Below are 26,110 nucleotides of genomic sequence, written 5' to 3'. Positions count from 1 at the left end.
AATGTATTTTCTTGATAATGATTCTGGTGTTGGTACGATGCCCCCTGTCGGGGAGGTCATCAGCTCAACACCACGTTGGTTTACTGAAAGCCCACCAAGCTACCCAGGAGCGGCGTGGTTTAATATTGTTCAGGCTGAGTTAATAAATGCGGTGAAGGATTCCGGTGTTGAGCTGGATAAATCGCAACTAAACCAGCTTTCACAGATTTTAATCGCCAAACTCAATAAAAATCAGAACCTGTCAGATATTCCAGACCGTGCTGAAGCGGTTAAAAATCTGGGGCTGGACGAGGTTGCTTTTATTGGTGAGATTTTGCACAGACAGGGAAATCTCTATGAGATTTTTATCGCAGGTGCCGGGGCTCAAGCCGACTCCCGTAAAAATTTGGGGTTAAAAACAGCGGCGACGTATGATGTAGGGACGGGCTCGGGACAAATACCGGATATGTCGAGCCAGCAAAAAGGAATTGGTGCAGGGGTTGGCTGGCAAAAATTACCCAGCGGCTTGATTCTTCAGTGGGGCGGTACTTCTCCAATTGCCGGTAGCGGTTCATCCGTTAACGTTACTTTTCCGATTGAATTTCCTAATGCGGTTGTTGGTGTCGTTTTTCAGTCTATTACTGAGGTTTCGCCATCATGTGCGTTTTTTATGCATTCGGATTTAACAACGTCAAGTATGAAAGCCTGGGGTGTTGCGAAAGTGATTGCAGCCGGAGCAACGACAGCGCCGCTGTCTGCGGGTATTTCAGCTAGCTGGTTGGTTTGGGGGTATTAATGATGGAAACGATTTTTTATAGCGCAAAAACTAACAGCGCATATCCTGAATCACTGAAAGGTGAATACATGCAAGCGGGTTCATGGCCGGATGATGCGATGGAAATTTCCGGTGCTATTTATACGGAGTTTTTTATGTCTCACCCACCAGACGGGAAAGTACGTATGGCGGATGAATCAGGATTGCCTTTATGGGGTGATATTCCTCTACCTACACCGGAAGAGCTAAAGGTCATTGCTAACGCTAAAAAACAAAGCTTAATGGATGCAGCCAATAGTCACATTAACGCTTATCAATGGCCGTCTAAGTTGGCACTGGGTCGTCTTAATGATGCTGATAAAGGAAAATTTAATCGGTGGTTAGATTATCTTGATGCACTTAATGCTATTGATACGTCACTGGTACCTGATATCGAGTGGCCTACAACACCAGAGTAATGCTTAATATTTAATCAAATTAAAACGAGAGACTTTTCTCTCGTTTTCTTATTTTGAGTGCCATTTTAGTATCAAATGTTTTAAAAACGCCATTAGCGGCGCGGTATCAAAAGAAATTCAAACCGGTATCAAAAGATTTCGCGCGCTACACCTGTTCGCTGATATGGATCTAATAAACAGCGCTCTGATTGATTATTTGAAAGGGGACGGTGTCGTTTTACCCACACCGTCACCGGCTTAAGCACCAATATTAGCCTATTGGTTATCTAACTGAGGGCGAACTGCCCGTAACCCAGCCATAGTGATACGATAAGGTTGACTGTTAACTGATTTGATCAGTTTTTTACGTTTCAACTTACCGAAAGTGTCGAGGGTGCAATCGCTGAGTAAATATCCCTCTCGGGAATAACATTCAACGGAAGTAACGCGACCAGAGATATCGCGGATATAAGTGATACGTCCACCTTTAGCGAGAATGTGAAGTGTACGTTGTTCTTGACGGGAAATATTCATACTGGAAAAACCTGTTAATCATCATGAGCAAACCTGCAAACACAAGGTGTTCGCATCCTGTTTTAGCGCATTGATAATCAGCCCGACGTAAGGTCGCGGGTGTCTGATTATCTGATGATTACATTCTCCAGCATCAAGCCTCTGACTAAATTAATATAGGTATTTACGGCGGGCATAATAACACACATTTTTGGTGTGGGGAATTTTGGGAGGCATAAGAAATTGTGAGTGATGTTGGTTATTTATAAATCAAAAAAGTGTATTCAAATTGTAGGTAAATCATTCCAACATGAATATTTAACTTAGATTATCGGATGGGATTTAACGCTATGGGTTCATGCCAGGATAATTAGCTTTTCAGTTAAAATTTAATCTAATCATATGAAAATAAAGTTGTATTTTCATTCTTGAAGTTTGTTTCTGATATTTTACTTCTTGTGAACATTATCACTAATTCATATTAATCATTTAGTTATCTTACATCACCCATGGCGTATTTAATTAATAGATATGAATGAGAATTTAAATGCAATCAGATAACTATCCTACCTACTTGTGCTATTGGGGGAAAACACGAAAATCAGATAATGATGAAGGAGATGCTTATCATCTTTTGCCGTATCACTGTTTGGATGTGGCGGCTTGTGGCTATGAGTTGGTTATAAATAATCGTTTTCACGCCGCTGAGATACTTGAATCTCTGGGTTTTTCTCGTGACGAAGGAGCTAAGTGGTTTGCTTATTTTCTTAGCTGGCATGATATTGGAAAATTTGCTCGTGGATTTCAACAGCTCTGGTCACATAACAATTTGGCTTTAGTTCCCCCAGTTAACGGCAGAAATTATGCACATCGGCATGATTCATTGGGATATTGGATATGGAAAAACCATTTGTGCCGGGAATGGCGAGAAGGTCAGGCGAATTTTCTACCTGATGAAAATATAAAAAAAGATTGGATACCGGCGCTGGATGTATGGCTAAAAATAAGCTGCGGTCATCATGGAAGACCTCCCGAAAAGGCGAGTAATAGCGCGTTAGCATTTACACCTGATGATTTTCGCGAAGTGGAATCGTGGTTACTTTCACTACGTCAACTGTTTGCTGTTGAACGATTTCCGAGTTTTTTTGCTGATAAATCTTGGGTAGTCCGCCTTAAACAACAAAGCTGGCTTCTGGCAGGATTAACGGTGCTGGCTGATTGGTTAGGTTCGAATACTGTTCATTTTCCTTTGGTTAGTCAGCCAATGTCGCTAGACATTTATTGGCAGAGGACAAAAAAACAGGCAGAGATTTCTATCAGTCAATTACCGGCTACTTCATTAATTAATCCGTTTCACCACCACCATCAACTTTTCCCATTTATCCAGCAATTGACGCCGTTACAGCAGCGGTCTGTTGAATTAAATATAACTTCGCATGGCCCTCAATTAATCGTTATGGAAGATGTTACTGGCGCGGGGAAAACCGAAGCTGCGTTGATTTTAGCTCATCGTATGATGGCTCAGGGAAAGGCGGATGGTTTATATGTAGGATTGCCGACGATGGCAACGGCTAATGCGATGTATCAACGGCTGGCGGCAGCATATCGTCAGCTATTTCATTCTGGCAGCTCCCCATCATTAATATTGGCTCACGGCGCTCGGCAGATGTCATCGTTATTTAATCAATCTGTTTGGCAACAGAGTGATTTAAACACTCAGCGGCATTATGCGCCGGATGAGGTTAGCGGTAGCGCAGCTTGTGATTACTGGTTTGCAGATTCACGTAAAAAGTCTTTATTAGCTGAAGTAGGCGTAGGAACTATAGATCAGCTTTTGATGGCTATTATGCCAATGAACCATCAGTCATTACGGATATTGGGTTTATATAACAAAATATTAATACTGGATGAGATCCATGCTTATGATGCTTATATGGTGTGCTTACTAGAAAGAGTCTTGTACTTTCACGCTGCACAAGGTGGCAGCGCTATTCTTTTGAGTGCCACGTTACCTTTTTCTTTACGAAAAAAACTATTAAATGCTTTCAACTCTGGTGCGGGTTATTTACCCATTACACCACACCCTCAGGCCGATTATCCGTGGCTGTCCCATTTAAATTCTCAACAGCTTGATGAATGTCATGTAGCAACGCGAAATGAAGTTAAACGTCAAGTGGCGGTTAACTGGTTAACAGATGAAGAAGAAGCAATTGCGTTAATCAAAAAAAACGTAGCGAATGGTCAATGTATTTGCTGGATTCGAAATACGGTAGATGACGCAATTTTGGCTTACCAACGAGTATTACAGGATATTAACCCTAATGATGCTCTGCTGTTTCACAGTCGTTTTGCCTTTATTGATCGTATGAATATCGAGCAAAAGGTATTGACTTGGTTTGGCAAAGAGAGCGGTTCTTCATTACGGTGTGGAAAAGTACTGATTGCAACACAGGTTATAGAACAAAGTCTGGATATTGATCTGGACCTGATGATTAGTGATTTAGCACCAATAGATTTATTGATCCAACGAGCAGGACGGTTACAGCGGCATACTCGACAGCTAGACGGTGAGCGTAAACATATATTACCGGATGAGCGGCCTTTACCGTTATTGCACATTCTTGCGCCAGAATGGCAGCCTGATGCCGTGAAGGATTGGCTGGGTTCAACTCTTAAAGGAACAGGGTTTGTGTATACCGATCATGCCTGTTTGTGGCGTACTCAGTCAGTATTACGAGATTTGGGGGCGATTTGTATGCCTGAGCAGGCACGTATGCTGATAGATGGTGTCTATGAGTCTTTGGCTTCCGTACCTGAAGCATTACAAAGAGTAGAAGATAATGTCTTGGGGAAAGTGTATGGCGAGCAGGCCGCAGCAAAACAAATATTATTAGTTCGTGATAAGGGATACGACCGTAACTCCAGCGACTTACTTTGGAGTAAGGAAATTGAAATATCTACCCGTTTAAGTGAAGACACCATTGAGCTCTATTTAGCCTTGTTAGATGACGATCAAATCTTGCAGCCTTATGCTGATAATGTTGATTTTCCATGGGAACAAAGTCGTGTACAGATTCGTGATTCTTTGTGGAAAAAGATATTAACAAACGTCTCTTATTTACAACGTGATGAGCTAGAGCGATTTCGCCAGCAGATTCATCGACCAGATGCTCAGGTTTTGTTACTTAATCAAGATAAAACCTCCGACTACTATAGTCAGACATGGGGGCTAAAATATAAAAGTTAAATTAAGGAAATTCATAATGCAGGAGTGGCTATGTTTTCACTAATCTCTGAACCTTGGTTACCCGTGCTAAATAATGCCGGGCAACGTAAAAAAATATCACCATTACAACTGGCTGATGATGCCATTATTGAACTAGATTGGCCGCGGGCAGATTTCCAAGGAGCGGCTTATCAGCTTCTTATTGGTATGCTGCAAATTGCCTGTGCTCCGCAAGATGAAGAGGAGTGGCAAACGATATGGGAAGAGGGGCTTGATCCTGAAAAATTACGACAGGGGCTGAATGCTATTGCGCCAGCTATGCAGTTTGGTAAACAGAAACCTTCGTTTTTGCAGGATTACTCATCGCTTGAGGTAGATAACTCATCGATCAGCGGACTATTGATTGATGCACCGGGTGGTAATGCATTAAAACTAAATAAAGATCATTTTGTGAAGCGCAGCAGCTATATTCGCTTTTGCCCTCACTGTACCGCAATGGCCTTATATACCGTACAGACAAATTCACCAGCTGCAGGAGCAGGATTTCGTACCAGCATGCGAGGCGGTGGACCTATAACGACATTAGTTATGCCGCAAGAACAGAATCAGCCGTTGTGGAAAAAGTTATGGCTAAATATTATTCCTCAACGTGTATCGCTCGAGAGTAGTCAATACCCATTAGTATTTCCCTGGTTAATACCCACATTAAGTAGTGAAAGTGCAGCGAATAAAGTTACACCAGATAATGCTCACCCTCTTCAGGCCTACTGGGGGATGCCTCGTCGGCTTGAGATTGACTTTTCCACCACGGAGTCCGGCGAGTGCGATCTGTGTGGTGAGCCGCATTCTGACTTGCTGACTCAGATACGGAGTAAAAATTATGGTGTGCAATATGAGGGCTGGCTACATCCACTTTCACCTTACAGAAAGCCATTAAAAGATGTAACGTCTCCTTGGCTGGCGGTAAAAGGGCAATCTGGAGGATTAGCTTATAAAGACTGGCTTGGTTTGATGGTAGAAAGTGAAGATCGTTTTAACTATCTCAAAATGGCAGAAGTCGTACGAATTCATGGTGACCGTGATGATGTTGATATCAAAACTGGATTATGGTGTTTTGGATATGACATGGATAATGCCAAGGCTCGTTGCTGGTACGAGCATCGTTTACCTCTCTCGCTTATCCCCTTATCAATGTTACGTCTTATGGAGTCTGTATTACGGCAATCTATTGAACTGGCTACCAGTAGTTTACCTTTACTACGCCAAGCGTTGAAAGAGGCATGGTTTGAGAATCCGAAAGAAGCAAAAGGTGATTTTAGCTTGGTTGATATCGCTTTCTGGCAACAAACAGAACGTGATTTTAGGCATCTTTGGCTCGCCTTAATGAAACACCCGGATCCGATAGCTCCAGAATCACGTTCTGCCTTACGACGTTGGATAAGTGATATTGAACACTATCTGTTTAGCACATTTGACCGTCAGGCGTTTACCAATCCGGAAGAATCCAATGATTTACATCGTATATTAACCGCTCGTAAAAAACTGGCTAAAGAGTTTAATAAGCAGAAAATACTTAATTTATTGCGAGAGTTATCTATTGAGCGTAAGGAGAAAGTCGATGTCCAGAAATGACACTTCGCAGGCATTAATTTTTCGTGATAAAGCCGCTTGTCAGGTACTGAATGACTGGTTTGATAGTTTGCAGGAGCGTGGGCGTTATGATAGTGCGTCGCGTATTAATGGCCGGGTATGGCGGGCTCAACTGCGGCGAGCTGAGTTCCCTCACAGCATCATGGTTACTGATGGATACCACCATCTGGCTCATCAATTGAATAGAACCATGCAACCAAAGGATTTACATCCTCTTGCTTTAGCATTGTTTACTGCGGTGGTGGTTCATGCCAGTAAAAATAATCAAGATGGCAGCTTTGCTCAGCAGTTAGGGGTGAAAATTAACGATCGTGAATGTTTATCTCGTTTACGTTTTGATCGCCTGTTAGCAGCAAGAACACCAGATGAACTTTGTAGCAGACTTATTCGCGCCATTAAGCTACGTGGTGAGTTGGGTGTAAATGTGGTTTCTCTGGCGGATGGAATATTCCTCTGGATGCAAGAATGGTTTGCACGCCAGGAAAATCGAGAGTTGGAGGCTAACCCGTTTCATCGTAATAGTGTGCGTTGGGCCAGTGAATATCTGCTTAGCACACCACAAAAATAATTTTTATCTAACTTTTTCTTCTATTTTAGGGACAAAATTTATGACAACGTTTATTCAACTTCATATGCTCACCGCTTATGCTCCAGCTAATTTGAATCGTGATGATACTGGTCGCCCTAAAACGGCCATTATGGGGGGCGTAGAACGATTACGAGTTTCTTCTCAAAGTTTGAAGCGTGCCTGGCGTACCTCAGAGATGTTTGAGAATGCTCTGAGTGGTCACATTGGTGTTCGTACCCGTCAGATGGGGCGAAAAGTTTACCAACAGCTGATTATTGGTGGTTTTGATGAAAAACTGGCAATGGCAATATCCGCTAAGATTGCGGAACAGTTTGGCAGTTTAAAGAAAGAAAAAGCACCTAAAGACAAACTGGATAATCTTGATATTGAGCAGTTAGTTCATCTTAGTCCTGAAGAGAATCAGGCAGTTGAACAGCTGATTGCTACTTTAATTTCTGAAAATCGGGAACCAACGGATAGTGAGTTAAAACTACTACGTGGGCAAGCTCATGGTGTTGATATAGCCTTATTTGGTCGTATGTTGGCTTCCAGTCCAGAGTTTAATGTGGAAGCTGCTTGCCAGGTTGCCCATGCGCTAGGCGTGAGTGCCGTTACAATTGAAGAAGATTTTTTCACTGCTGTGGATGATCTGAATCTCAGAGAAAATGATATGGGCTCCGCGTTTATGGGAGAACGAGGTTTTGCTTCAGCACTGTTTTACAGCTACATCTGCATTAGCCGTGATTTGCTGTTGGAAAATCTGGGTGGTGATGAAGCGTTAGTCAAGCGTACGCTTAAAGCATTAACAGAAACTGTAATGAAGGTTTCTCCAACAGGGAACCAAAATAGTTTTGCCTCTCGCGCTTATGCAAGTTATGCCCTGGCAGAGATTGGGTCACAGCAACCACGTTCGTTGGCCGCGGCTTTCTTTAATCCTATCCGTGGTGAAGATCAAATCTTTAAAGCGGTAGAACAGTTGCAACAGCAGCGCCAACGTTTTGACGATGCTTACGGCGCATGTGCCGATAAGCATTATGAGATGAATTTGGAGATAGGTAATGGCACATTGCCAGAATTACTGGAATTTATTGCTCAGTAAGGAGGGAATATGTCTCAATATCTGCTATTTCAAATCTATTCACCGCTTGTTTCTTGGGGGGAGGTGGCGGTAGGTGAAGTTCGACATACGTCCTCGGTACCCAGCCGTTCAGCTTTATTGGGAATACTTGCTGCGGCATTAGGGATTCGGCGTGATGAAGAACAGCGTTTGAACATGTTTAATCAGCATTATGAATTTGCTGTTCGCCCATATTTGTCTCGTGAACAGTGGTTAAGGGATTATCAAACCGTTGAAGTACCGAAAGAAAATAAGAGACGGCACTACTATACTCGACGGGATGAACTAATTCAGGCTCCTGATGAGTTAAACACGATGTTGACTTTTCGGGAGTACCATTCCGATGTCTTTTACTTTGTGGCTGTGCGTGAAACAGTTGGTGCACCAGTGGGATTAGATAAGTTAGCTGATGCGTTGCGCAATCCTGTTTTTCCACTTTATTTTGGACGAAAGGTTTGTCCTCCAGCGTTACCTTTGGGACCTCAAATATTACAAGGCACTTTGTCTGATGTTTTTTGTATGGTTTCAGAACAAATTCTGCTGAATAAGAACAATCCAATCTTTAGCTTATTATCCGAGAAAAACGATCTCTGTTATTGGGAGGGAGAACATGACGGAATGATGTCTGTTGAAACTCGTCAGCGTAGCGATCAGCCACTTAGTCGCCAACGCTGGCAATTTAGCTCTCGTCTCCAGCATTCAGGGAATATTAGGGGGGAAGAGTAATGTTTTTTTCACGGGTTAAACTGGATTTATCATTATTAGACCAACCAATGTGGCAGAAATGGCTGACGGCCCAGCCTTACGCCAGCCACCAGTGGTTATGGCAATTATTTCCGCAAAACGACAAACGTCAATTTTTATTTCGCCATCAAGCAAGTTTATCGGGCGCATTTTTTTATGTGTTATCTGAACAGTCTCCAGAGACTCACCACAATATTTTTCAGATTGAAACTAAACTATTTAACCCACAATTGGCTGTTGGCATGAAACTCTTTTTTTCATTACGGGCAAATCCGGTGGTAACCCGGGGAGGGAAGCGGAGCGATATATTGATGGATGCCAAATATCACGCTAAGAAGCAGGGGATTGATAGGGAAGAATGGAAACCTATTCAGGAGGCAGCCGCATTGCAGTGGCTAAAAATGCAAGGAGAACGGAAAGGGTTTCAACTCAATAGTGATAATTGTCATGTAATTAACTATCAACAGCAAAAGTTTGTTAAACCACAATGTCATAAATCTATTGCTTTTGGCAGCGTTGATTTTGAGGGTGAACTAACAGTGATGGAACCAGCACTGTTTCAACAAATGCTAATAGAAGGCCTCGGGAAGTCGCGATCTTTAGGTTGTGGGTTGATGTTGATTCGTCGGGGTTAGTAGATGAGTTATATTCCTTTAAGTCCTATCCCCATAAAAGATCGTACTTCAATGATTTTTCTCCAGTACGGTCAAATTGATGTCATTGATGGTGCTTTTGTCTTAGTTGATAAAACGGGTATCCGAACTCATATCCCACTGGGTTCGGTAGCTTGTATCATGCTGGAGCCGGGAACTCGTATTTCTCATGCTGCAGTGAGGCTGGCGGCGACAACAGGTACACTGCTAGTTTGGGTAGGAGAGGCTGGTGTAAGAATGTATGCCAGTGGACAGCCTGGAGGTGCACGTTCGGATCGTTTACTTTATCAGGCTAAACTGGCATTGGATGAAGAGCTTCGTTTAAAAGTCGTACGTAAAATGTTTGAACTTCGCTTTGGGGAACCCGCGCCAAGTCGACGTTCAGTAGAGCAATTACGCGGTATTGAAGGTTCAAGAGTTCGGCAAACCTATAGTCTATTAGCAAAACGTTATGGTGTGAAATGGAATGGTCGACGCTATGACCCTAAAGATTGGGAAAAAGGAGATGTTGTAAATCAGTGTATCAGTGCGGCAACGTCTTGTTTATATGGTATTACTGAAGCTGCTGTTTTGGCTGCGGGTTATGCTCCTGCTATTGGATTTGTTCATTCAGGAAAGCCTTTATCATTTGTTTATGATATTGCAGATATTATTAAATTTGAAGGTGTTGTACCTACCGCATTTGAGATAGCGGCTCGTCAACCACGATCTCCTGATAAAGAAGTACGTCTTGCATGTCGGGATATTTTTCGTAGCCAAAAGACGCTTGCCCGGTTGATACCATTGATTGAAGAAGTTTTGTCTGCTGGTGAAATTCCATTGCCTGAGCCTTTTGTTGATGCCCAACCTCCCGCAATACCTGAACCAGAATCATTAAGTGATGTGGGATATAGGAGTAAGGGGTAATGTCAATGTTAGTGGTAGTGACTGAAGCGATACCTCAACGTTTAAGAGGGCGGCTTGCTGTTTGGTTACTTGAGGTTAGAGCCGGTGTTTATATTGGAGACACTTCACGCAAAGTAAGGGAAATGATTTGGCAACAAATAATACACCTTGCTGATGAAGGTAATGTAGTTATGGGGTGGGCGACAAATACAGAGTCAGGATTTGATTTTCAAACATGGGGTGAGAATCGTCGTATTCCGGTAGATCTGGATGGGTTAAGGTTGGTCTCATTTTTACCTATTGAAAATCAATGAGTTATTGTTCTTTAAAAATATGAAAAAGTTGGTGGATATTTTAGAGTGATAAATGTCATTATAAAACAGTTAGATAAATTTAGTATGTTCTCCGCGCTAGCGGAGATAAACCAATCATCCCGGTTTCCTGCGACAACACAAATCCATGTTCTCCGCGCTAGCGGAGATAAACCGCATCTGGCGGCGCGTAATGCCGAGATTGAGGCATGTTCTCCGCGCTAGCGGAGATAAACCGGGTTGATTACATGATCACCAGTCAGGACGGTGATGTTCTCCGCGCTAGCGGAGATAAACCGCGTTCCTTGTTGAAGCTGCGTGAATTGCCTTCATGTTCTCCGCGCTAGCGGAGATAAACCGCACGCTAATTTCATCACTATTGAGTTCAATAAATGTTCTCCGCGCTAGCGGAGATAAACCGGGGATTGGTGATGGGGAATGGGGAATGGGGAAATGTTCTCCGCGCTAGCGGAGATAAACCGCCATGAATGCGCTCGAAAATGTGAATCAGAACATGTTCTCCGCGCTAGCGGAGATAAACCGGTAGGTATCCTCTTGCAGGCTGTTCATCTTTTATGTTCTCCGCGCTAGCGGAGATAAACCGTGATACGGGGTTGATCATGCTTACCATAAAGCCATGTTCTCCGCGCTAGCGGAGATAAACCGCCAGTGCTTCAGCTTAGATAAAACAGCACTGTCATGTTCTCCGCGCTAGCGGAGATAAACCGGTGAGCAGTCCGTCTGAGTCATTTCGGAATCGATGTTCTCCGCGCTAGCGGAGATAAACCGAAACATTCTCGAATGTGATTGATTTCATTACTATGTTCTCCGCGCTAGCGGAGATAAACCGCTACTAAAATGGCTCGAATGTCACGACAAACAATGTTCTCCGCGCTAGCGGAGATAAACCGCTTATTGAGATTGCAAAATGCCTTTATGTCCGATGTTCTCCGCGCTAGCGGAGATAAACCGGCATTACTGGGTTGGGAGCCTGAAAAATGTTAATGTTCTCCGCGCTAGCGGAGATAAACCGATCTACTACATCATATAGGCTGAAGTCTATTCATGTTCTCCGCGCTAGCGGAGATAAACCGTTTATCGGGTAATGCTTTTTGAGACATCTTCCATGTTCTCCGCGCTAGCGGAGATAAACCGCGGATGATAGCGGCGTTTCCGGGTGGCAAGTCATGTTCTCCGCGCTAGCGGAGATAAACCGGAGCGCAATCTGATTGCGATTTGTGAGGGTGAATGTTCTCCGCGCTAGCGGAGATAAACCGCGCATGGTCAGGCAGGGGATATGTACTTCACAATGTTCTCCGCGCTAGCGGAGATAAACCGGCGTTAATAGCATTCTCACTTTTTACGCCCCTATGTTCTCCGCGCTAGCGGAGATAAACCGATTAACTATCTTGGGAATACCGGACCGGCCAGATGTTCTCCGCGCTAGCGGAGATAAACCGCTGAATCGCTGTCTGACCCTGGGTTAATGCAAATGTTCTCCGCGCTAGCGGAGATAAACCGGTGAAACAGCAACACTCCGTAATCAATACAACATGTTCTCCGCGCTAGCGGAGATAAACCGTTTATGAACGACAGGCAGATGGCTCACGAAAAATGTTCTCCGCGCTAGCGGAGATAAACCGTGAGAGGAATATTGAATGAGGCAATAGATAAAATGTTCTCCGCGCTAGCGGAGATAAACCGTTTATCGGGTAATGCTTTTTGGGACGCCTTCCAATGTTCTCCGCGCTAGCGGAGATAAACCGGATCATCATCCGGTTCAACGGATGTTGACTGGAATGTTCTCCGCGCTAGCGGAGATAAACCGGGGTATAAAAAAGAAATAAGTACATATGGTAAATGTTCTCCGCGCTAGCGGAGATAAACCGATATGTGATGCGTTCAGACACATCATCAACTGATGTTCTCCGCGCTAGCGGAGATAAACCGGGGGTTATCTGATGGGTAATTTTTGGTTTCCGATGTTCTCCGCGCTAGCGGAGATAAACCGCCCAGATTTAGGAATATAAAAATCCTTCCTGACATGTTCTCCGCGCTAGCGGAGATAAACCGTGGAAAGGAGTGGTGATAAATGACCATTGATGATGTTCTCCGCGCTAGCGGAGATAAACCGAACTCACTCAGGGCGAGCAGGTTGGTGAATCTATGTTCTCCGCGCTAGCGGAGATAAACCGGTGATGTTGAGCATGAGGGTGACAGCAAACAAATGTTCTCCGCGCTAGCGGAGATAAACCGATGGATGTATGTTCCTGATTATGGGATTTACTATGTTCTCCGCGCTAGCGGAGATAAACCGCATCTCGCGGACTCCTTTGACCGACAAATCAGATGTTCTCCGCGCTAGCGGAGATAAACCGGAATAATTCATGACTCAATTAGACGCATCAGCATGTTCTCCGCGCTAGCGGAGATAAACCGCTTTCAGGGTTACCATAACCATAACCTGATATATGTTCTCCGCGCTAGCGGAGATAAACCGGCTTTAAATGTTCGCCCGGAATGGTTGTCTAGCATGTTCTCCGCGCCAGCGGAGATAAACTGTCACCATACCGATATTAACTCCGATTTATTTAATGTTCTTAACACGACTAGAGATTAATATAGCTATTGGCTCATTACCGATTACATCAACTCACATAAGATAATATTTGTTATATGCTTGTTTGCGCGTATCTGATTGTTGTAGGCTGTAATATTGTTGTTTGATTAGACACCGGATGGGTAAAAATGAACTACCAAAATGATGATATAAGAATAAAAGAGATTAATGAGCTATTACCTCCGGTTGCGTTACTGGAGAAGTTCCCTGCTACGGAAAAGGCTGCTTTAACTGTCGCTGCTTCCCGTGAGGCGATTCATAATATTCTGGCTGGTGAAGACGATCGTCTGCTGGTGGTAATTGGACCTTGCTCTATTCATGATATTGACGCTGCGCTTGAGTATTCTCGTCGTCTGGCAGAAGTACGTAAACGTCTTGATAAAGATCTAGAAATCGTTATGCGGGTTTATTTTGAAAAACCGCGTACAACGGTGGGCTGGAAAGGGTTGATTAACGATCCTAATCTGGATAACAGTTATCAGATTAATGATGGTCTGCGTATTGCTCGTAAACTATTGCTGGATATCAATGATGGTGGCCTGCCAACCGCAGGCGAATTTCTGGATATGATTACTCCACAGTATCTGGCGGATTTGATGAGTTGGGGGGCTATTGGTGCTCGTACTACTGAGTCACAGGTTCACCGTGAACTGGCATCTGGTTTATCCTGTCCGGTTGGTTTTAAAAATGGAACCGACGGAACAATTAAAGTTGCGATTGACGCCATCAATGCTGCCGGTGCACCGCACTGTTTTCTGTCAGTGACTAAATATGGTCATTCCGCTATTGTGAATACCCGTGGTAATCATGATTGCCATATCATTCTGCGTGGTGGTAAAGCGCCAAATTACAGTCCTGAAGACGTCAAAAGCGTTAAAGAGAGTCTGAATAAGGCTAAGCTACCGCTGAACGTCATGATCGATTTCAGCCATGCTAACAGTAGCAAACAGTATAAAAAGCAGATGGAAGTGTGCGAGAGCGTGTGCCAGCAAGTTGCCGGTGGTGATAGTGCGATTACTGGCGTAATGGTTGAAAGCCATCTGGTTGAAGGGGCTCAAAGCCTGGAAAGCGGCGAACCGTTAATCTATGGTCAGAGCGTTACCGATGCCTGTATTGGCTGGGATGACACCGAACTGTTGCTGCAAAATTTAGCCTATGCGGTTCAGGCTCGTCGCGGTAAGTAATACGTAAGTATTGAATATAATAAAACGGGAGAGCCAAAGCTCTCCCGTTTTATATTCAACTTAATGTAAGCACTATTTAGCCTTACCCTGATTAGCTACCGCCGCCGCCTTCGCTGCGATCTCATCGGCATCACCAAGATAGTAGTGCTTGATTGGATTCATATTCTCATCAAACTCATATACCAACGGTACACCGGTTGGGATATTGAGTTCCAGGATTTCATCCTCGGTCATATTATCCAGATACTTCACCAGAGCGCGAATAGAGTTACCGTGAGCCGCAATAATTACACGCTCTCCGCTGGCAATGCGCGGTTTAATAACATCACTCCAGTAAGGAATTACACGCTCAATGGTGGTTGCCAGACTTTCGGTTACCGGCAATTCAGCTGGTTTTAGTTTGGCATAGCGTGGGTCGTGACCAGGATAACGCTCATCATCTTTGGTCAGTTCCGGAGGAGTAATGGCAAAGCCACGACGCCAAAGTTTAACCTGTTCATCACCATATTTTTGTGCGGTTTCAGCCTTATTCAACCCCTGTAGTGCGCCATAGTGACGTTCATTTAGCTTCCAGGATTTCTCAACAGGCAGCCATTGAGCATCCATCTTATCTAAAATGCTCCACAGCGTATGGATTGCTCTTTTCAGCACAGAGGTATAAGCAAAATCAAAGGCAAAACCTTCCGCTTTTAACAGCTCACCGGCCTGAGCTGCTTCGGCCCGGCCCTTATCGGAAAGTTCTACGTCAGTCCAACCGGTAAAACGGTTCTCTTTATTCCACTCACTTTCACCGTGTCTGACGAGAACTAGTTTTGTTACAGCCATCGTTATCTCCTTTCCATATATTTACTAAATGATAATGATAATGATAATGATAATGATTATCACCATACTCTTATTAAAATAAATTCAAATAGAAGGGTATGACTTAATGATAGATGAAGTTATCCATAACGAGGCAAATCGGAACGCTAAAAAGCCCGATATCACTGATGATTTCGGGCTTTTTATTTAGCGGCTAACCATGATGATAGTTAAGCCAAATCAAATTGATAGACGGTTGAAGAGCGATAAGTTTGCTTTGGTGTTATCCAACAGTCAGGTTGTGGCCACTCGGGATGATTAGGGCTATCGGGTAAAAACTCACTTTCCAGAGCGATACCAGCAAAGCTGTCATAGGTTTTACCATCGCGAGATGGAGTACCCTGTAAAAAGTTACCGCTATACAGTTGAAGTGCCGGTTTAGTGGTAAATACGCTCATCTTCACTCTATTATCCGCAGACCAGAGCAGGGCAGCAGGATGTTCTCCACTGTGGCACTCCGGAGATAACAGGTAAGCATGGTCATAACCGCTGACTTTTCGCTGGTATTCATCAGCAAGGAAATCTTGCGTCAAAGTTTTAGGCTGACGGAAATCCATACTTAAGCCATTAACCTGGGTCAAATCTGCATCAGGAATACCTTCGCTATTTACCGGTAAGAACTCATTGGCATTAATTTGTAGTCGATGATGGCGAGCGTCCTGATTTTTACCATCCAGATTGAAATAAGCATGATTGGTCAGATTGACCGGGCAATCGCGATCGACAGTCGCCAGATAGCTAATTTCTATACGATTCGTTTCCGTCAGGGTATAAGTGACTTCTGCGGAAAAGTTTCCCGGATAGCCATTATCGCCGTCAGCAGAATAGATCTTAAACGTCACCGATTGATCGCTCTGGCTTTCAATTATCCAGCGGCGCTGATCAAAACTGTTGGCCCCACCGTGTAATTGATGAGCACCCTGATTAGGGCTCAGTTCTGTCATTATACCGTGACGGATTAAGCGTGAGTTGGCAATTCGATTGGCATAACGGCCTACGGTAGCTCCCAGATAGGCACTCTGATGCAGGTAATCTTCCGGTTTGCTGCAACCCAGCAGTAATTCACGTACTGAACCATCATCCATTGGCAGGCGAAAAGAGAGCCAGGTGGCTCCCCAGTCCATCATTTGGGCCTGACTACCTGATTGGTTCGTTAGAGTGACAATATGAAATGGTTGCCCATCCGGAGCCATCCCGGTAGTAGTTTCTAACATGTTCCCGCTCCTTCTGACGCCCGGCAAATATAGAACACTTCTTTCATACCGGTTTGCTGATGATATTGTTGATGCACTGCCTGACGGATTTCATCAACTAAAGCCTGTGGAGCCAGTGCCACAATACAGCCACCGAAGCCACCGCCGGTCATACGTACACCACCGCGGTTGCCAATAACAGGTTTGATAATTTCAACCAGAGTATCAATAGCCGGAACAGTAATTTCGAAATCATCACGCATCGAAATATGCGACTCAGCCATCAGGCGACCCAATTCTGGCAAGTCGCCAGCGGCCAGTGCATCAGCCGCAGCCAGAGTGCGACTATTCTCAGTGATAACATGACGGGCACGTTTGAATACCAGTGGATCCAGATTTGCTTTAGCTGCGTTTAACTGCTCAATGGTCACATCACGCAGTGCCGTCACATTAAAGAAATCAGCCGCCGCTTCGCACTGTTTGCGGCGGGTGTTGTATTCACTATCAACCAGTCCACGTTTTACGTTAGAGTTGATAATAATCACCGCCATATCTTCAGGCATAGAAACCGCTTTGGTTGTCAGACTGCGGCAGTCAATCAGCAGGGCATGATCTTTCTTGCCCAGAGAGGAGATAAGCTGATCCATGATCCCACAGTTACAACCAACAAACTGATTTTCAGCCTGTTGTCCGTTCAGGGCCAGCGCTACACCATCCAGTGGCAATTGATACAGTACCTGAAAAGCTTTGCCTACCGCCACTTCTAATGAAGCCGAAGAACTTAAACCCGCACCCTGAGGAACATTACCGCTAATTACCAGATCGGCACCGCCAAATCCTGGCGCACGCTGTTGTAAAAACAGAATCACCCCACGAATATAGTTGGCCCACATATATTCAGGATGGGAGGCGATATCTTCACCGAGAGTGAAGCTATCCTGCTGATTGTGATAGTCAGCAGCAATCACCCGGACTACATTATCATTGCGTTTAGCACAGCTAATTACCGTTTGATAATCAATGGCGCAAGGCAGAACAAAGCCGTCGTTGTAATCGGTATGCTCGCCGATCAGATTGACTCTTCCCGGCGCCTGAATAGTTGTGTCAGGGAGATAGTCAAACTGCTGTTGAAAAATAGCCTGGGTTTTTTGCTTTAAATCACTCATTTTGGCTCTCCTGACTCATTGTAATGCACATCGCTAACTGCTCTCAGGCGTTCTGCTGCCTGCTCTGCGGTGAGATCTCGCTGTGATTCCGCCATCATTTCATAACCCACCATAAATTTACGCACCGTAGCAGAACGCAGCAACGGTGGATAGAAGTGAGCATGCAACTGCCAGTGTGGATTATCTTGTGCATTAAACGGTGCACCATGCCAGCCCATTGAGTAAGGAAAAGAGCACTGAAACAGGTTATCGTAACGACTAGTGAGTTTTTTCAATGCCAAGGCCAAATCCTGACTCTGTTCAGCGCTCAGTTCACTCATATGACGAATATGAGCCTTAGGTAATAGCAAGGTTTCAAAAGGCCAGGCGGCCCAGTAAGGAACCACCGCCAGCCAGTGTTCAGTCTCTACTACCGTGCGGCTACCGTCGGCCATTTCCCGCTTCGCATAGTCCACCAACATGGGGGAATGTTGCTGTTCGAAATATTCTTGCTGCAGTCGGTCTTCCCGTTCGGCCTCATTGGGTAGAAAACTGTTAGCCCATATTTGCCCATGGGGATGCGGGTTCGAGCACCCCATAGCCGCGCCTTTGTTTTCGAAAATTTGCACCCAGGGATAGCTTTTTCCCAGCTCGTCTAACTGCTGTTGCCAGGTACGAATGATCTCTTCTAAAGCGGGAAGTGATAATTCAGGCAGGCTTTTGCTGTGGTCGGGAGAAAAACAGATCACCCGACTGGTTCCCCGCGCACTTTGACAACGCATTAGCGGATCGACAGATTGCTCCGCGTCAGGGGTATCCGGCATCAGTGCGGCAAAGTCATTAGTGAACACATAGGTTCCACGGTAATCGGGATTGACGTCTCCGGTTACTCGCGTGTTGCCGGCACATAAAAAACAGTCCGGATCGTGGGCTGGCTGGCGAGTATGATCCACTGATTCTTGTTGTCCCTGCCACGGGCGTTTAGCTCGATGAGGGGAGACCAAAATCCACTGTCCGGTTAGCGGATTGAACCGACGGTGTGGATGGTCAACAGGATTAAAACCAGCAGATTTAATGTTACTCATCGGGGTACCCTTGAGGATTCATTGATTGCCAACGCCAGGTATCTGCACACATATCGTCCAGGTTCAGTTTTACCTGCCAGCCTAGTTCATTTGCTGCTTTGGTTGAGTCTGCCCAGTAGCTGGCCAGATCGCCATCACGGCGAGCTGCGAACTGGTAAGGAACTGGTTTACCACAGGCTTTACTAAACGCATTGACTACGTCCAGTACGCTGTAACCAAAGCCAGCTCCCAGATTGTAGATATAAGTACCAGGATGATGAGTGACTTTATTCAGTGCGGCAACATGACCATCTGCCACATCGACCACGTGGATATAGTCACGTACACAGGTGCCATCCGGCGTCGGGTAATCGTTTCCAAAGATAGAGAGATATTCGCGGCGACCTACGGCGACCTGAGCAATAAATGGCATCAAATTATTCGGGATACCCTGTGGATCTTCTCCCATCAAACCGGAAGAGTGGGCTCCAACCGGATTAAAGTAACGTAACAGCGCTACGCTCATGTCCGGCTGTGCTTTTTGTATATCTTCCAGACACTGCTCGATAATCAGTTTACTGTTGCCATAAGGGCTGGAAGGGCGGCGGGTTTGCATGGTTTCCACATAAGGAGTAACCGACTGATCGCCATAAACGGTTGCGGATGAGCTAAAAATAAAGTTCTTAACACCGGCCCGGCGCATAGCATCTACCAGCGTTAAGGAACCGTGAATGTTATTGTCATAGTATTCCAGCGGCTTGTTAACCGACTCACCAACCGCTTTTAATGCAGCAAAATGGATAACTGAGTCAATGCAATGTTCTGCAAAAATCGTATCCAGTAAAGCGGCATCGCGAACATCACCGTTGTAGAACGCAGGCTTATGGCCCGTGAGTTGTTCAATACGTTTAAGTACGCTGGCCTTACTGTTACATAAGTTATCGATGATAACCGGAGTGTGTCCGGCTTTAATCAGTTGAACGCAAGTATGACTGCCTATGTAACCGATACCACCTGTAATCAAAACATTCACAAGACTCTCTCCACATATAAAGTAATTGGGGCAATGATAGCACAACAAAAATAGGGAAAAAGGTGATCGAGATAAAAAAATGAAAGCGTTTACATTTTGATGGTAAATAATGCAGATAAGTATGATAAAAAGAGGCTCCGCGTCATTAGCGCGGAGCAATCAAAACGATAAAACGAAGTTAACCTGATTATGACGGGCTATGTTCCTGCCACTGCATGCTGGTAGTGATTTCAGCTAATGGCGTCAGAGATTGCATACTTTGTTGATGAAGTTCCGGAGAGGCGGCAGCGCATAAATCTTCCAGAACCGTAACTTTAAATCCCAAATCGTGAGCCTGACGGGCGGTACTTTGAATAGCCATCAGAGAACTTACTCCTGCTAACAGGATATGGTCATATCCTCGGCCCGTTAGCCAGTCATATAGGCTATTGCCGGCGAAAGCAGAAACCGCTTTCTTTATTACCACTTCATCTTCTGGCTGTACGTCCAAATCCTTTATCCACTGGCAGCCAGGATCGCTCAGGCGCAAAGCGCCATTTTTTTTCGCCAGGTTGAATAATGGAGAGTAGGGAGGGATATCGTGATAGTCATCAGCAAAACCAACTTTCACCCAGATAACGGGTATATGGTGTCGACGGGCAAAAGCCACAGCCTGATTGGTTAATGGTATCAATCGGCGTTCTTTCACTTGTTGATGGCTACTGTTAGAACGCCCGTGTTCGCCGACAATTTCTTCAATAAGATCAATGATAATTAAAGCACTGGACATAAGGTTTCCCTGTATTCATTGGCGGACATAATGTTTTTTCAGTCACTATTTTTAAGCATAGTCGAGGAAACACTACCTGGCAGATGTTCTATTGCATAAGCATAGCTATTGCCGGTAGGAATAAAGCTCAGACGATGAGTAATGCACTCAGGCGCATCTTCTGCATGATGGGAAACAAACAGCAATTGACTGTTGCCTTCACTCATCAACACATCTATCCAGCGCCTGACTAACTGACGATTGAGTGGATCGAGACCTTGCAGCGGTTCATCAAGGATCAACAAGGTCGGATGTTTTACCAGCGCCCGGGCAATCAGGGTTAATCGCTGTTGTCCCCACGACAGAGCGTGAAAAGGGCTATCAGCCTGCTGGCTGAGTCCTAGCCTATCCAGCCATTGCTGAGTGAGTTTTTCCTGAGTATCGGAAGTGGCCTGATAAATACCAATAGAGTCCAGATAGCCGGAAAGAATCACATTACGTACGCTGGCGCTAACCCGATAGTCCTGATGCAGGCTGCTGCTGACATAGCCAATATGCTTTTTGATATCCCATATGGTTTCACCACTGCCACGACGGCGACCAAACAGCGTTAGATCGTTGCTGTATCCTTGTGGATGATCGCCGGTAATTAAACTGAGTAAGGTCGATTTCCCTGCACCGTTAGGGCCAACAATTTGCCAGTGCTCATTGGGTTTAACCTGCCAGTTAAGACCATTAATAATAGGCCGGTCGTTATAGGTTATCAGGCAATTATTTAAGGTTATCAGTGGTGTATCGGTAGAAAAGGCTCGTTCGGTAATGGTTTCAGGCGGAGGCAGAGAAACGCCGGCTATCCGTTCGCTTTGTGCCAGTTGGGCAACCAGAGCTTCGGATAAGATTTCCTGGCGGGAACCAATGCGGGTCAGATGGCAATCCGCCAGAACGCCAACGTGGGTAATAAAGTCGGGAATTTGGTCAAACCGATTCAGAACCAGTACCAGTGTCAGCCCATTGGCCGATAGCTCCGCCAGTAAATTGGCTAATTGCTGGCGCGAAGCTACGTCTAATCCATCGAATGGTTCATCTAAAATCAACAGGTCAGGGGAGGAAATAAGCGCCTGACACAGTAATGTTTTGCGCGTCTCTCCGGTAGAAAGATATTTAAACCGGCGGCTAAGCAGATGGCTGATACCAAACATTTCTGCCAGCTGTTGGCATTTATCCTGATCATGATGTTCTAACTGAATGAGTTCAGCGGTGGTTCGACCGGTGTCATCTTCCCCTTCGCTTAATAGATCAGTGTTATTGCGCTGCCATTCTTCTTCAATAATTTTTTGTAGTTGTTCAAATGACAAGCGAACAATATGTTGAAAATTGTTATGGCGGGAACCGTTAAGCAGGATTAGTTCATCAGATAAGGCTCTGGCCAGTGCCGATTTCCCACTGCCGTTAGAACCAACAAAACCCCAGCTTTCTCCTTCATTTAACGTAAGTGCTGATAGGCTCAGGGTTTTGGTATCGCTTAATCGGAAGCATCCATCAGTAATAGTTAACTGTTTCATATCACGACCTTTGTACTTAGATATCAGTAAGTTCTTATTATTTTCTATGAGGTGACTATAGCTGTTTATTAGCATCTCAAAATAAAAGCCAAATGACACCACATAAAGTGCTGCTTTTTAGCTAAACAGCAATTTTTTATTAGAAGGGATAGGGGAATATGCGATGTGAATAGAAGATTATAAATTTTGAGGGGTAATCTTTGGCGAATGAGCCTGTGAATTCCAGCTCTCACAGGCTTTTTATTAACTAAAATCCGATTAGAAATTATATTTAACCGAATAGATAATACCGTCTTGCAGGAAGCTTTCCCCCAGTTTGTTATCCGCATAACGGTACTGGACTCCGGTAGTGATGGATGGGTTCGGTTTCCACCAGAGCGCAACAGCACCGTTAGTGCCTTCTTTACCTCCGTTACCAGCGGCATAACGCGCCGCACGGTCGAACTCATATTCTGTCCAGTTAGTCAGTGCGAACTTTTCGTTCCACAGGTTAAAGTCGTATCCGGCTACCCAACCAAAGACATAACCGTTATTGCCGCTGTAATAGGTTTGGTCGGTGTAGCGCTTGGCAATAAAAGGCTTAAACCAGAACTGGTCCAGTTTCACGTTATAGCCTAAGCCATAAAGCGCCATAACATCATGAAAGTTTCTACCGTTTGGCGAACCGTAGGTACCATAGACATGGCCGTAGAGGTTCAGACCGGTATCCCCAAGATAAATGCGATTGGTGTTTTTGAAGGTGTAACGCTGCTCGCTACCCGGTTTGTCGTGTCGACCATTGAAAGGGTTTTCCCAGTCGAAAAAGCCATAGGTTTCACCCCAGGTAAAACCAGCGCCGCCTTCCAGTTCCAGATAGGCAAAGTCATCTTTATGGGATTTGTTCGAGGTTCGATGAGTCGTGTGAGATGTCCAGTCAAGATAGTGAATACCGATATCAGCAAAACCCCACAGGTAATCTGCCTGAGTTACGGGGCTGACAGCAACAGCGGTAAGAGCAACCATGCCGGAGAGATATTTTTTCATTAATGTTATTCCCTTTGTCCAATAAGCGTATTTGGGAAGTTATCCCGAATAGAATTTGATTGTTGTTATGCCGGAATAAAATGATGGCGCTGTATTATTAAAGGGGGGAAAGAATTAAAACCAATATTCAATTTTTGGTTATCAATATAATTTTAATATGAATGGTAATTAGCCTATTTAAAACAGGCCATTGTGATTATAAATTGAATCAGGATGATTTGATGTGAAATAATGATAATTCATTTTCTGTGACGGAAGTCAAAATATATAATGACAAACAATAATTAAATTACCGGGTGACTAATTCAAAATGAAACGATTATTGTTTTGATGTTGTAACAGGTAATTAATTTGTTAATTAAATGAAGAGCGATTTTATAAATAATCTTTACAGATTTAAAATAAATTAAGTATTAAATAACAGCGGGACGTTCAATATAAACGTCCCAATTATTGAGCTTAATTTATGGGTTGATTAGAAATAATTTTTTAAAACAGATGGTTATCGGGGGAGGGCCTTACTCAGAAAAATGGTGCCTTCACTAAATAGCGGCAGTTCAAACCAGGTGGCCAGACTTTGGCCGATATCAACAAAGGATTCTCTGACTCCCAGACTGCCGTTTTGTACTTGCTTACCATAAACCAGAACCGGAATGTGTTCACGGGTATGGTCGGTGCCCGGCCAGGTTGGGTCACAACCGTGGTCAGCGGTGATAATCACCACATCGTCATCACGTAACAATGGATAAAGTTCCGGCAGGCGACGGTCAAACTGTTCCAGTGCTGCCGCATAACCAGAAATATCACGACGATGACCATAGTTTTGGTCAAAATCAACAAAGTTGGTCATTACAATGCTGAAATCATTGTCCTGAGCGGTGGCTTCTAACGTGGCGTCCCACAAGGCATCCAGACCGTTGGCTTTAATCTTTTGGCTAATGCCAACGCCTGCATAGATATCGGAAATCTTACCGATAGCCATTACTGAACCACCTGCATCAACCAGATTTTTCAATACGGTATCTGCCGGGGGCTCTACCGCCAGATCGTGACGGTTACCGGTGCGGGTAAAACCACTGTTGGCATCGCCGACAAACGGACGGGCAATCACCCGACAAATATTATAAGGATCAACCTCTTCACGGGCGATTTCACACAGTTGATAAAGACGTTCCAGACCAAAGGTTTCTTCATGACAGGCGATCTGAAAAACTGAATCTGCCGAGGTATAGAAAATGGGTTTACCGGTTGCCATATGTTCTTGCGCATACTGGTCAAGAATTACGGTACCGGATGAATGACAGTTCCCCAGATAGCCTGGCAGATTGGCTCTGCGTACCAGATTGTCCAGTAAAGTTTGAGGAAAAGTATTGGTTGGTTCACTAAAGTAACCCCAATCAAAACGTACCGGAACGCCTGCCAGCTCCCAGTGGCCTGAAGGGGTATCTTTACCGGAAGAAGCCTCTTTGGCTGCGCCATAGGCAGCGCAAATAACCGGATTCTGATTAAATCCAGCGGGTAATTTACCGGTAGCCAGTTGACCCGCCAGCCCCAATCCCAGCTGTTCCAGATGAGGTAATTTTAATGGGCCATGGCGTCCCAGCTCTGCCCGGCCTGTCGCACAATATTCAGCAATGTGCCCCAGTGTGTCTGAACCGGTATCACCAAACGTATCCGCGTCGGGAGTTGCTCCCACGCCAAAGGAGTCCATGATTAAAATAATCGCACGCATATTATCTCCGAATAATAATTCAGTCAGTTAAATTATATAAATTTATATATAACAGGAATTGATTAACGTGGGTGAATTTAATCAATATTAAATCCGTATTGATCTTGTGGGAAAACAATATTGGATAAAGTGATTTAGCAGTCGGTATAAATAACAGAATTAAAAAGAAAAGCTTTATTGCGATTAAAAACTAAAAAAACTCAATCAATGAGGAAAACTGTTATGTCACAAATAGAATTATCTCAAAATCCATTTTATGCTGCAGACATTATTCGTAAATATAAACCAGACTTTACACCCCGAGTGGCTTTTATTTTAGGTTCTGGTTTGGGGGCGTTGGCGGAACAAATTGAAGATGCGGTTGCTATCTCTTATGAAAAATTGCCAGGGTTTCCGGTTAGTACCGTTCATGGCCATGCTGGTGAGCTGGTATTGGGAACACTTTCCGGCGTCCCGGTAGCCTGTATGAAAGGTCGCGGACACTTTTATGAAGGTCGTGGTATGACCATTATGACCGATGCTATTCGCACCTTTAAGCTGTTGGGTTGCGAGTTGCTGTTTTCAACCAATGCCGCAGGTTCTTTACGGCCTGAAGTTGAGCCGGGCAGTCTGGTTTCGCTGAACGACCATATTAACACCATGCCGGGTACGCCAATGGTTGGTTTGAATGATGAACGTTTTGGTGAGCGCTTCTTCACGCTGGCCAATGCCTATGATGCTGATTATCGCGCAGTACTTCAGCAGGTAGCGAAAGAGTCTGGTTTTCCACTCTCCGAAGGGGTTTTTGTCTCTTATCCGGGGCCTAACTTTGAGACCGCCGCAGAGATACGCATGATGCAGATTATCGGTGGTGATGTGGTTGGTATGTCGGTGGTGCCTGAAGTGATCTCCGCTCGTCATTGTGGGTTGAAAGTGGTTGCGGTATCGGCGATCACCAATCTGGCGGAAGGGTTAGGCAAGGTGACGTTGTCCCATGCTCAAACGCTGGCAGCGGCCGAGCTTTCTCGCCAGAACTTTATCACCCTGATTTGCGGTTTTTTACGCAAGCTGGCTTAAAACAGAGAACATCCATAAGGAGACAGGA

22 protein-coding genes and 1 CRISPR repeat array are annotated in these 26,110 nt (G+C 44.7%); of the genes, 12 read left to right on the top strand and 10 right to left on the bottom strand.

Annotated features, from left to right (window positions below; translation table 11 throughout):
• Position 1 precedes the first annotated feature (1 nt).
• Together EKN56_RS10375 and EKN56_RS10370 are read left to right on the top strand one after the other, a co-directional pair.
• Positions 2-775: a gp53-like domain-containing protein gene (locus EKN56_RS10375; protein ID WP_130591721.1), complete on the top strand. Its 774-nt coding sequence runs from the start codon at positions 2-4 to the stop codon at positions 773-775.
• Entirely contained in the window at positions 775-1,212 is a 438-nt protein-coding gene (locus EKN56_RS10370; RefSeq protein ID WP_246019798.1) for a tail fiber assembly protein, read from the top strand. The genes EKN56_RS10375 and EKN56_RS10370 overlap by 1 nt, the downstream gene beginning before the upstream one ends.
• A gap of 255 nt (positions 1,213-1,467) precedes the next feature.
• Here EKN56_RS10370 and EKN56_RS10365 read toward each other — a convergent pair whose 3' ends face one another.
• Entirely contained in the window at positions 1,468-1,725 is a 258-nt protein-coding gene (locus EKN56_RS10365; RefSeq protein ID WP_130591720.1) for a YjhX family toxin, read from the bottom strand.
• A gap of 526 nt (positions 1,726-2,251) precedes the next feature.
• Here EKN56_RS10365 and cas3 point away from each other — a divergent pair.
• From cas3 to aroG, 9 genes are all read left to right on the top strand, one after another.
• Positions 2,252-4,951, top strand: a complete 2,700-nt coding sequence (gene cas3 / locus EKN56_RS10360; RefSeq protein WP_130591719.1) for a CRISPR-associated helicase Cas3' — start codon at positions 2,252-2,254, stop codon at positions 4,949-4,951.
• A gap of 30 nt (positions 4,952-4,981) precedes the next feature.
• Complete coding sequence (gene casA / locus EKN56_RS10355) at positions 4,982-6,562, top strand: type I-E CRISPR-associated protein Cse1/CasA (RefSeq protein ID WP_130591718.1); 1,581 nt, start codon at positions 4,982-4,984, stop codon at positions 6,560-6,562.
• Complete coding sequence (casB, locus tag EKN56_RS10350) at positions 6,549-7,148, top strand: type I-E CRISPR-associated protein Cse2/CasB (RefSeq protein WP_130591717.1); 600 nt, start codon at positions 6,549-6,551, stop codon at positions 7,146-7,148. The genes casA and casB overlap by 14 nt, the downstream gene beginning before the upstream one ends.
• Positions 7,149-7,188: 40 nt before the next feature.
• The gene (gene cas7e, locus EKN56_RS10345; protein ID WP_130591716.1) at positions 7,189-8,247 is read left to right on the top strand and encodes a type I-E CRISPR-associated protein Cas7/Cse4/CasC; all 1,059 of its coding nucleotides are present in this window, start codon (positions 7,189-7,191) and stop codon (positions 8,245-8,247) included.
• 9 nt (positions 8,248-8,256) lie between these two features.
• On the top strand, positions 8,257-8,991 hold the full coding sequence (gene cas5e / locus EKN56_RS10340) for a type I-E CRISPR-associated protein Cas5/CasD (RefSeq protein ID WP_130591715.1): 735 nt from the start codon (positions 8,257-8,259) through the stop codon (positions 8,989-8,991).
• Positions 8,991-9,644, top strand: a complete 654-nt coding sequence (cas6e, locus tag EKN56_RS10335; protein WP_130591714.1) for a type I-E CRISPR-associated protein Cas6/Cse3/CasE — start codon at positions 8,991-8,993, stop codon at positions 9,642-9,644. Before cas5e ends, cas6e begins: the two co-directional genes overlap by 1 nt.
• 3 nt (positions 9,645-9,647) lie before the next feature.
• Entirely contained in the window at positions 9,648-10,568 is a 921-nt protein-coding gene (gene cas1e, locus EKN56_RS10330; RefSeq protein WP_130591713.1) for a type I-E CRISPR-associated endonuclease Cas1e, read from the top strand.
• Positions 10,568-10,861 carry a type I-E CRISPR-associated endoribonuclease Cas2e gene (gene cas2e, locus EKN56_RS10325; protein ID WP_130591712.1) on the top strand — a complete coding sequence of 98 codons (294 nt, stop codon included), beginning with the start codon at positions 10,568-10,570 and terminating at the stop codon, positions 10,859-10,861. Before cas1e ends, cas2e begins: the two co-directional genes overlap by 1 nt.
• An 84-nt stretch (positions 10,862-10,945) precedes the next feature.
• Positions 10,946-13,420: a CRISPR direct-repeat array (repeat unit 29 nt; unit sequence ATGTTCTCCGCGCTAGCGGAGATAAACCG).
• A gap of 186 nt (positions 13,421-13,606) precedes the next feature.
• Positions 13,607-14,662, top strand: a complete 1,056-nt coding sequence (gene aroG, locus EKN56_RS10320; protein ID WP_130591711.1) for a 3-deoxy-7-phosphoheptulonate synthase AroG — start codon at positions 13,607-13,609, stop codon at positions 14,660-14,662.
• A gap of 72 nt (positions 14,663-14,734) precedes the next feature.
• Here aroG and gpmA read toward each other — a convergent pair whose 3' ends face one another.
• The 9 genes from gpmA to EKN56_RS10275 form a co-directional block, all read right to left on the bottom strand.
• On the bottom strand, positions 14,735-15,487 hold the full coding sequence (gpmA, locus tag EKN56_RS10315; RefSeq protein WP_130591710.1) for a 2,3-diphosphoglycerate-dependent phosphoglycerate mutase: 753 nt from the start codon (positions 15,485-15,487) through the stop codon (positions 14,735-14,737).
• Between the two features lie 209 nt (positions 15,488-15,696).
• Complete coding sequence (gene galM, locus EKN56_RS10310; protein WP_130591709.1) at positions 15,697-16,740, bottom strand: galactose-1-epimerase; 1,044 nt, start codon at positions 16,738-16,740, stop codon at positions 15,697-15,699.
• A complete protein-coding gene (gene galK / locus EKN56_RS10305; RefSeq protein ID WP_130591708.1) occupies positions 16,734-17,885 on the bottom strand; it encodes a galactokinase in 1,152 nt (383 codons plus the stop codon). Before galK ends, galM begins: the two co-directional genes overlap by 7 nt.
• On the bottom strand, positions 17,882-18,949 hold the full coding sequence (gene galT, locus EKN56_RS10300; RefSeq protein WP_130591707.1) for a galactose-1-phosphate uridylyltransferase: 1,068 nt from the start codon (positions 18,947-18,949) through the stop codon (positions 17,882-17,884). The genes galK and galT overlap by 4 nt, the downstream gene beginning before the upstream one ends.
• Positions 18,942-19,961, bottom strand: coding sequence for a UDP-glucose 4-epimerase GalE (gene galE, locus EKN56_RS10295; protein ID WP_130591706.1), 1,020 nt, complete (start codon positions 19,959-19,961; stop codon positions 18,942-18,944). Before galE ends, galT begins: the two co-directional genes overlap by 8 nt.
• Before the next feature lie 187 nt (positions 19,962-20,148).
• Positions 20,149-20,730, bottom strand: coding sequence for a cysteine hydrolase family protein (locus tag EKN56_RS10290; RefSeq protein ID WP_130591705.1), 582 nt, complete (start codon positions 20,728-20,730; stop codon positions 20,149-20,151).
• 38 nt (positions 20,731-20,768) lie between these two features.
• Positions 20,769-22,271, bottom strand: coding sequence for a molybdate ABC transporter ATP-binding protein ModF (gene modF, locus EKN56_RS10285; protein WP_130591704.1), 1,503 nt, complete (start codon positions 22,269-22,271; stop codon positions 20,769-20,771).
• A 258-nt stretch (positions 22,272-22,529) separates the two neighbouring features.
• Complete coding sequence (locus EKN56_RS10280; protein ID WP_130591702.1) at positions 22,530-23,294, bottom strand: nucleoside-specific channel-forming Tsx family protein; 765 nt, start codon at positions 23,292-23,294, stop codon at positions 22,530-22,532.
• 502 nt (positions 23,295-23,796) lie between these two features.
• Complete coding sequence (locus EKN56_RS10275) at positions 23,797-25,026, bottom strand: phosphopentomutase (RefSeq protein ID WP_130591700.1); 1,230 nt, start codon at positions 25,024-25,026, stop codon at positions 23,797-23,799.
• A gap of 222 nt (positions 25,027-25,248) precedes the next feature.
• Here EKN56_RS10275 and xapA point away from each other — a divergent pair, with 222 nt between their 5' ends.
• Positions 25,249-26,082, top strand: coding sequence for a xanthosine phosphorylase (gene xapA / locus EKN56_RS10270; RefSeq protein WP_130591698.1), 834 nt, complete (start codon positions 25,249-25,251; stop codon positions 26,080-26,082).
• Positions 26,083-26,110 lie beyond the last annotated feature (28 nt).

The sequence above is a fragment of the Limnobaculum zhutongyuii genome (assembly GCF_004295645.1).
Taxonomy (GTDB): domain Bacteria; phylum Pseudomonadota; class Gammaproteobacteria; order Enterobacterales; family Enterobacteriaceae; genus Limnobaculum; species Limnobaculum zhutongyuii.
Note: the sequence above shows the minus strand (reverse complement) of the source record. Positions and strands in the feature narration are given on the sequence as shown.

Excerpts from the sequence above, each read along its gene's own strand:
- EKN56_RS10370 (WP_246019798.1), top strand. The coding sequence starts at position 775 with ATGATGGAAACGATTTTTTATAGCGCAAAAACTAACAGCGCATATCCT.
- galT (WP_130591707.1), bottom strand. The coding sequence starts at position 18,949 with ATGAGTAACATTAAATCTGCTGGTTTTAATCCTGTTGACCATCCACAC.
- xapA (WP_130591698.1), top strand. The coding sequence starts at position 25,249 with ATGTCACAAATAGAATTATCTCAAAATCCATTTTATGCTGCAGACATT.
- gpmA (WP_130591710.1), bottom strand. The coding sequence starts at position 15,487 with ATGGCTGTAACAAAACTAGTTCTCGTCAGACACGGTGAAAGTGAGTGG.
- EKN56_RS10280 (WP_130591702.1), bottom strand. The coding sequence starts at position 23,294 with ATGAAAAAATATCTCTCCGGCATGGTTGCTCTTACCGCTGTTGCTGTC.
- cas7e (WP_130591716.1), top strand. The coding sequence starts at position 7,189 with ATGACAACGTTTATTCAACTTCATATGCTCACCGCTTATGCTCCAGCT.
- galM (WP_130591709.1), bottom strand. The coding sequence starts at position 16,740 with ATGTTAGAAACTACTACCGGGATGGCTCCGGATGGGCAACCATTTCAT.
- casB (WP_130591717.1), top strand. The coding sequence starts at position 6,549 with ATGTCCAGAAATGACACTTCGCAGGCATTAATTTTTCGTGATAAAGCC.
- EKN56_RS10375 (WP_130591721.1), top strand. The coding sequence starts at position 2 with ATGTATTTTCTTGATAATGATTCTGGTGTTGGTACGATGCCCCCTGTC.
- galK (WP_130591708.1), bottom strand. The coding sequence starts at position 17,885 with ATGAGTGATTTAAAGCAAAAAACCCAGGCTATTTTTCAACAGCAGTTT.
- EKN56_RS10275 (WP_130591700.1), bottom strand. The coding sequence starts at position 25,026 with ATGCGTGCGATTATTTTAATCATGGACTCCTTTGGCGTGGGAGCAACT.
- casA (WP_130591718.1), top strand. The coding sequence starts at position 4,982 with ATGTTTTCACTAATCTCTGAACCTTGGTTACCCGTGCTAAATAATGCC.
- modF (WP_130591704.1), bottom strand. The coding sequence starts at position 22,271 with ATGAAACAGTTAACTATTACTGATGGATGCTTCCGATTAAGCGATACC.
- EKN56_RS10290 (WP_130591705.1), bottom strand. The coding sequence starts at position 20,730 with ATGTCCAGTGCTTTAATTATCATTGATCTTATTGAAGAAATTGTCGGC.
- cas5e (WP_130591715.1), top strand. The coding sequence starts at position 8,257 with ATGTCTCAATATCTGCTATTTCAAATCTATTCACCGCTTGTTTCTTGG.
- cas6e (WP_130591714.1), top strand. The coding sequence starts at position 8,991 with ATGTTTTTTTCACGGGTTAAACTGGATTTATCATTATTAGACCAACCA.
- EKN56_RS10365 (WP_130591720.1), bottom strand. The coding sequence starts at position 1,725 with ATGAATATTTCCCGTCAAGAACAACGTACACTTCACATTCTCGCTAAA.
- cas1e (WP_130591713.1), top strand. The coding sequence starts at position 9,648 with ATGAGTTATATTCCTTTAAGTCCTATCCCCATAAAAGATCGTACTTCA.
- cas2e (WP_130591712.1), top strand. The coding sequence starts at position 10,568 with ATGTCAATGTTAGTGGTAGTGACTGAAGCGATACCTCAACGTTTAAGA.
- aroG (WP_130591711.1), top strand. The coding sequence starts at position 13,607 with ATGAACTACCAAAATGATGATATAAGAATAAAAGAGATTAATGAGCTA.
- cas3 (WP_130591719.1), top strand. The coding sequence starts at position 2,252 with ATGCAATCAGATAACTATCCTACCTACTTGTGCTATTGGGGGAAAACA.